Source organism: Azospirillum sp. B4 (assembly GCF_000333275.1).
Lineage (GTDB): Bacteria > Pseudomonadota > Alphaproteobacteria > Azospirillales > Azospirillaceae > Nitrospirillum.
Genome location: NZ_BACU01000546.1, coordinates 1 through 7843 on the forward strand (window position 1 = coordinate 1; position 7843 = coordinate 7843).

Annotated in this window: 1 protein-coding gene and 1 pseudogene; both read left to right on the forward strand. The window is 67.9% G+C overall.

The window, feature by feature from the left end; genetic code table 11:
- The first annotated feature begins 186 nt into the window (after nucleotides 1–186).
- Nucleotides 187–7599 carry an S-layer family protein gene (locus tag I55_RS37360; protein ID WP_211100321.1) on the forward strand — a complete coding sequence of 2471 codons (7413 nt, stop codon included), beginning with the start codon at nucleotides 187–189 and terminating at the stop codon, nucleotides 7597–7599.
- Nucleotides 7565–7843: pseudogene (gene tuf, locus I55_RS24800) on the forward strand (elongation factor Tu); the annotation flags it as partial. The gene I55_RS37360 and the pseudogene tuf, both read left to right, overlap by 35 nt.

Consider the following 7843-nt stretch of genomic DNA (forward strand, 5'->3'; position numbering starts at 1 on the left):
CTCTTCGGCCAGCGGGCCGTCTTCCTCCTGGGGCCCGTCTTCGCCCTGCTGGCCATCGCGGCCGTCCTGTCGATTCCGGCGGGGGCGATCAATCACCATCAAGCCCGGGGGCACGATCAGGCCCGGGGGCATGACCAGCCGCCCGCGACGCCGCGCCTGTCCGCCTTCATCCGGTGCCGGCCGCTCATGATCTTTGCCGGCCTTTATGGCGGTATCGTCAACAGTGGCGCCATCGGCACCATCGCCAATAGCGGAACCATAAAGGGGGGGGCGAGCGGCGTCGGGCTCTTGAATGCCGGCACCATCGGCGCCGTCGTCAACAGCGGGCTGATCAACGGCCATAGCGGTGCCCTGGACCTGGGCCTCGGTTCCATCGGCGCGCTGATCAACAGCGGCACCATCGCCGGCAACATATCTGGCCGCGGCGCCGGGGCGCTGAGCATCGGCGGCGGCAGTGGCGCCACCATCGGCACCCTGACAGGCGTCAACCTGACCAACCAGGGCGCCATCAGCCTGGCGTCCGACCTGGTCTTCACCGACGGCAACCTGCTGCTGAACGACAATGTCACCGTCACCGGCCACACGGTGCTGAACAGCGGCGCATCGCTGACGCTGTCCACCATCGTCAGCATCACCGGCAACTACAGCCAGAGCGCCGGCACGCTGAACCTGGGCACGGTCGGCACCGGCAGCCTGATCGTCAGCGGCAGGGCCAGCATCACCGGCGGCAGCGTGGTCGCCAGCCTGTCCAGCACCGGCAACTATCTGGTGGGGGCGCCCACCACCCTGGTCAGCGGGGGGGGGAACAGTGATTATTCCGGTGCCAGCCTGGGTGTCGTCACCGTGGCGGGTGTCGTTGGGGCCGGCGCCGGCGTCAGCGGCAACAACCTGCTGCTGACGGTCACCAACGACTACATCGGCGGCACGCTGGCGTCAGTGGGCAACACGGCGGGCTTGACCGTCGGCTCGGCCCAGTACGGCCTGTATGTGGCGTCCACAGGCAGCCTGGGGACGCTCAGCAACAGCGACACGGTGGCGGGCAGCTTCGGCGGCGGGGCTGCGGTTCTGGTGGCGGGCACGCTTGGCCTGCTGGACAACAGCGGCCTCGTGACCGCCGGCACGGCGTTGACCATCGTCAGCGGCGGCACGGTCGGCACGCTCAGCAACAGCGGCACGATCAGCGGTTTCTACGGCGTCCACAACAGTGGGGTCATCGGCACCGTCGCCAACAGCGGGCTGTTGCGGGGCACGGCCTCCGCCTTCGGCAACTCCGGCAGCATCGGCATCCTGTCCAACAGTGGTACCATCGCCGGCGGTTGGGGCCTGTTCAACCCCGGCACCATCGGCACGCTGGACAACAGCGGGCTGATCCAGGGCGCCACCTACGCCATCAATCTGGCCAGCGGATCGCTGGGCCAGCTGGTCAACAGCGGCACGATCGCTGGCACCATCAACATCAACAGTTCCGCCAGCGACCTGACCATCGTGGGTGGCACCGGTGGCACGGTGGGCACCCTGACGGGCAGCACCCTGACCAACCAGGGCACGCTGAACGCCTCTTCCTCCAACGTCGTGTTCGCGGGCGGCAACCTGCTGCTGAACGACGTGGTCAACGCCAGCGGGCAGACGGTTTACAACAGCGGGGCCAGCCTGACGCTGTCGACCATCGTCAGCATCACGGGCGCGTTCACCCAGGGGGCTTCGGGCACGCTGTCGCTGGCGCCTGGCGCCGGCGAACTGGTGGTCAGCGGTGCGGCCAGTGTGGCTGGCACCATCGGCGCCCTGTCGGCGTCCGGCAACTACCTGGTGGGCGTCAACACCCTGGTGGCCGGCGGCGGTGGGTCGGACTACACCACCGCCACCCTGGGGGCCTCGATCACTGGCCTGGCGGCCACCCTGGCGGGGGCCGGCGACAACCTGCTGCTGACCATCACCAACGATTATGTTGGCGGCACGCTGGCCAGCCTGATCAACACCACCAATTTCGATTACCCCCCGTCACCGATTTACGTCGCTGCCACCGGCAGCATTGGCAGCCTGTCGAACAGCGGGACCTTGGCCGGCATGACCACGGGGCTGCACGTCGGCGGCACTGTCGGCACCCTGGCCAACTCAGGCAGGATCCTGGCCGCCATGGGTGGCCGGGGCATGAAGATCGCGGCCGGCGGATCGGTGGGCGCCCTGGTCAACCAGGGCCAAATCCTCGATGGCGGCGGGACGACCGCGCTGGCCCTCACCGGCACCTCCGGCGCGTCGGCCGTCATCGGGACGCTCAGCAACAGCGGCACCATCGCCGGGATGATCGGCATCCGGCTTGGCGAATACCAGGGCACCGCGAACAACGTCACGATCGGTCAGATCGACAACACCGGCATGATCCAGGGCTATCAGAGCCCGGCCATCCTGCTGTACGGCGACGGCACCAGCAACGCCATCCTTCAAACCCTGAACAACAGCGGCCTGATCACCGGCCAGACGGGTGTGGGCAACCGGGGCGGCACCATCGGGGTGATCGTCAACGACGGCTCGATCATCGCGGGCGCCTCCGGGCCGGCCATCGGCAACGCCGGTCTCATCGGCTATCTGAACAACACCGGCACCATCGGCGCCGACATCACCGCCATCAACAACACCGGCGGCGTCATCAACACCCTGGCCAACAGCGGCACCATCGCGGTCACGGGTGCCGCCCTCACCGGCGGCAGCGTTGGCACGCTGATCAACACCGGCCTGATCAACGCCGGATTCGCGTTCCAGGCCAGCGTCGGGACGCTGGTCAACAGCGGCACCATCGCCGGCGACATCGTCAACCAATCCACCACCGCGCTCACCGTCATCGGCGGCAGCGGCGCCACCGTGGGCACGCTGAAGGGCGCGATAGGGGGCTGGCCGGGCAATCAGATCGTGACGCTCGACAGTATCGGCACGATCCACAACACGGTCAGCGACCTTGTGTTCGCGGGCGGCAATCTGCTGCTGAACGACAACGTCGATGCCACCGGCCACACGGTGCTGAACACCGGCGCCAACCTGCTCTTGTCCAGCATCGTCAGCATCACGGGCGACTACACGCAGAGCGCCGGCACGCTGGCGTTGAGCGCGGGCACCAGCGAACTGGTGGTCAGCGGCGCGGCGACCATCGCCGGCGGCAGCGTCGTCGCCAACCTGTCCAGCACCGCCAACTACCTGGTCGACACCACCACCACCCTGATCAGCGCCGGCTCCGCCCTCCAGGGCGGCGCCGCCCTGGTGGCCGGCGCCATCACCGGCCTGAGCAGCGGCCTCAGCATCAGCGGCAACAACCTGCTGTTCTACGCCGCCAACGACTACATCGGCGGCACGCTGGGGTCCCTCGGCAACAGCGGCAGCATCGGTGGGGCCAGCTACGCCCTCTATGTGGCATCGACCGGCACGGTCGGCACGATCAGCAATACCGGCACCCTGGCGGGCAGCCAGAGCGCGGTCAACCTGGCGGGCCGTGTCGGCACGCTGACCAATAGCGGCACCATCGACACCGCGCCCATCGGTGTCGACATCACCGGTTCGCTGGACACCTTGGCCAACGTGGCGGGCGGCACCATCAGCAACGCCAGCGCCGTCTATGTGATCGGCACGCTGGGCCTCTTGGCCAACAGCGGCCTGATCACCGCCAACGGCGGCACCGCCCTGTATATCGCCAGCACAGGGACGCTGGGTACCTTGGCCAACAGCGGTACCCTGATGGGGCCGATCACCAATGTCTCATCCAACGACCTGACCATCAGCGGCGGCACCAGCGGTACCATTGGCACGCTGACCGGCACTGCCGGCCTGGGCACGATCCGCAACACCAACAGCGATGTGGTGTTCGCCTCGGGCGGCCTGCTGCTGAATGACGTCATCAACGCCACCGGCCATACGGTGCTGAACACCGGCGCCTCGCTGGCGCTCAACACCATCATCAGCATCACTGGCGCCTATAGCCAGAGCGCCGGCACCCTGGACGTGGGCACCGGCGGCCTGGTGGTCAGCGACACGGCCAGCATCACCGGCGGCACGGTGCTGGCCGATGCCAGCGGCATCGCGACGGGCGCCACCTATCTGGTCGGATCCTCGGCCGGCAAAACCCTGGTGGCGGGCGGCACGGGCTCCAGCTACACCGGCGTCACGACCAGCATCAGCGGCGGCATCACCGGCCTGGCCGTGACGGCCGGCACCATCGGCACCAACCTGGTGGCGGTGGCCGTCAACGACTATATCGGCGACACCCAGAGCAGCATCGGCAACACCGCCAACATCAGTGGGGTTTCAACCGGCATCTACGTCGCCGGTGGCGGCACGGTCGGTACGCTGACCAACGTTGGCACGATCAGTGTCAACAACTACGGCGCCCATATCGACGGGGCCGCCAGCATCGGCTCCTTCACCAATAGCGGGACCTTGAGGGCCACGGGGTTCAGCGGCGCGGCCCTTTCCAATGGTGGCAGCATAGGCACCCTGTCCAATGCCGGCCTTATCCAGGGTGCTGCCAAGGCCTTGGGCAACCAGAATTATATCGGCACCCTGATCAACAGCATCGGCGCCACCATCCTGGGCGGCACTGCGGCGGCCGCGCAGAACGACACCCACCTGGGCACCCTGTCCAACGCCGGCCTGATCAGTTCCGGCTCCCGCGGCGTCGTCGACTTCGGCACCCTGGGCCTGCTGACCAACAGCGGCAGCATCTACGGTGGCCAACAGGGCGTCTACATCGACGGCAACGCCACGATGGGCACGTTGGACAACAGCGGCACCATCACCGCCGTGCAGAGCGCCATCCAGGTGTCCGCCACCCTGGATGCGCTCGTCAACAGCGGCCTCATCGCCAACGCCACCAACGCCGTGAACGTCGCCGGCACGCTGGGCACGCTGATCAACCTGGCGGGCGGCACCATCAGCGGCGGCAACGCGCTGTACCTGACCGGGACGCTGGTCAACGGCTTCAGCAACAGCGGCGTGGTCCGGGGCACCATCGACAATGAGACCGCCGCCACCCTGACCATCAGCGGCGGTGCCGCCGGCACCATCGGCACGCTGACCGGCCAATCGGGCATGGGCACCATCGTCAGCAGCCTGGGCAACCTGGTGTTCGCCGGTGGCAACCTGTTGCTCAACGACCGCATTTTCGCGCCCAACCATACCGTCAGCAACCTTGGCGCCAGCCTGTCGCTGAACACCATCATCCGCATCGCCGGCCACTACGCCCAGAGCGCCGGCACACTGGACCTGGGCACGGTCGGCACCGGCAGCCTGATCGTCAGCGGCAGGGCCAGCATCACCGGCGGCAGCGTGGTCGCCAGCCTGTCCAGCACCGGCAACTATCTGGTGGGGACGCCCGCCACCCTGGTCAGCGCGGGGGCGAGCAGTGATTATTCCGGTGCCAGCCTTGGTGTCGTCACCGTGGCTGGCGTCGCCGGTGCCGGCGGCAGCGTCGATGGCAACAACCTGCTGCTGACTATCGGCAACGACTACATTGGCGGCACGCTGGCGTCGGTGGGCAACACGGCGGGCTTGACCGTCGGCTCGGCCCAGTACGGCCTGTATGTGGCGTCCACCGGCCGCCTGGGGACGTTCAGCAACAGCGACACGGTGGCGGGCAGCTTCGGCGGCGGGGCTGCGGTTCTGGTGGCGGGCACGCTTGGCCTGCTGGACAACAGCGGCCTCGTGACCGCCGGCACGGCGTTGACCATCGTCAGCGGCGGCACGGTCGGCACGCTCAGCAACAGCGGCACGATCAGCGGTTTCTACGGCCTCCACAACAGTGGGGTCATCGGCACCGTCGCCAACAGCGGGCTGTTGCGGGGCACGGCCTCCGCCTTCGGCAACTCCGGCAGCATCGGCATCCTGTCCAACAGTGGTACCATCGCCGGCGGTTGGGGCCTGTTCAACCCCGGCACCATCGGCACGCTGGACAACAGCGGGCTGATCCAGGGCGCCACCTACGCCATCAATCTGGCCAGCGGATCGCTGGGCCAGCTGGTCAACAGTGGCACCATCGCCGGCGTGCTGACCAATCAAAGCGGTGTTGACCTGACCATCGTGGGTGGCACCGGTGGCACGGTGGGCACCCTGACGGGCAGTACCCTGACCAACCAGGGCACGCTGAACGCCTCTTCCTCCAACGTCGTGTTCGCGGGCGGCAGCCTGCTGCTGAACGATGTGATCAACGCCATCGGGCAGACGGTCTACAACAGCGGGGCCAGCCTGACGCTGTCGACCATCGTCAGCATCACGGGCGCGTTCACCCAGGGGGCGTCCGGCACCCTGTCGCTGAGCGCGGGCACCAGCGGGCTGGTGGTCAGCGACGCGGCGACCATCGCGGGCACGGTGCTGGCCGGGCTGTCTTCCACGGGCAACTACACCGCTGGCGGCGGCACCCTGGTGGCCGGCGGCGCCGGATCCAACTACGCGTCCGCCGTGCTTGGCGACACGGTGACCGGCCTGGCCGCCACCCTCGGCGGCGATGGCGCCAACAACCTGCTGCTGACCATCGCCAACGACTATGTCGGCGGCACATTGGGCAGCCTGGGCAACACCGGGACCATCAGCGGTGTGCAGTATGGGGTGTACGTTGCCAGCACCGGCAGCCTGGGGACCCTGGTCAACAGCGGGGTGCTGAATGGCGACCAGGTGGGCGACGGTGTCTACAACGCCGGCACCATCGGTTCCCTGAGCAATAGCGGCACCATCACCGGGATGTCCTATGGCTTTGAGAACGCGGCGAACGCCGTCATCGGCACGTTGGACAACAGCGGCACCATCACCGCCTTCCTGAACCTGCGCAACTATGGGACCATCGGGACGCTGCTCAACAGCGGTGGCATTCTCAGCGCCAACAGCGGCCTGGGCAACAGCGGCGGGACCATCGGCACGCTGGTCAACACGGGCAGCATCACCGGCTTCTTCGCCGTCTTCAACACGGGCGGCATCGGCGTCCTCGACAACCGCGGCACCATCCAGGCGAGCAACGCGGCCATTAACTCCTCCGGCAGCATCGGCACCCTGCTGAACAGCGGCACCATCACCGGCTACTGGGGCGTGGCGGCCAGCGGCGGGATCGATCGTATGGTCAACAGCGGGCTGATCGCCGGCAGCGGCCAAGCCCTGATTGTGCTGGGCGGGACCATCGGCGCCCTGGTGAACAGCGGCACCATCGCCGGCGACCTCAGCAACAGCACCAGCAACGCCCTGACCATCTCGGGCGGGTCGGGCACCACCGTCGGCACGCTGACGGGCTATACCGTGACCAGCCAGGGCACGCTGGTGTCCTCCGCCGACGTGGTGTTCGCGGGCGGCAACCTGCTGCTGAACGACAGCATCAGCGCCAGCGGCCACACGGTGGTGAACACCGGCGCCAACCTTGTGCTGTCCAGCATCGTCAGCATCACCGGCGCCTATACCCAGGGTGCCTCCGGCACCCTGTCGCTGGGCGCGGGCACCGGCGAACTGGTGGTCAGCGGTGCGGCGACCATCGCGGGCACGGTCTCGGCCGGGCTGTCGGCCACCGGCAACTACATCGTCGGCGGCGGTGGCACCCTGGTGGCCGAACATCGGCGCGCTGCTGCGCGGCACGAAGCGTGAGGACGTCGAGCGCGGCCAGGTCCTGGCCAAGCCCGGCTCGATCACCCCGCACACCAAGTTCGTGGCCGAGGCCTACATCCTGACGAAGGAAGAAGGCGGCCGTCACACCCCGTTCTTCACCAACTACCGTCCCCAGTTCTACTTCCGCACCACGGACGTGACGGGCATGGTCTCGCTGCCGGAAGGCACCGAGATGGTGATGCCGGGCGACAACGTGCAGGTGAACGTGAAGCTGATCGCCCCC

Coding starts and splice junctions, on each gene's coding strand:
- I55_RS37360 (WP_211100321.1), top strand. CDS start 187: ATGATCTTTGCCGGCCTTTATGGCGGTATCGTCAACAGTGGCGCCATC.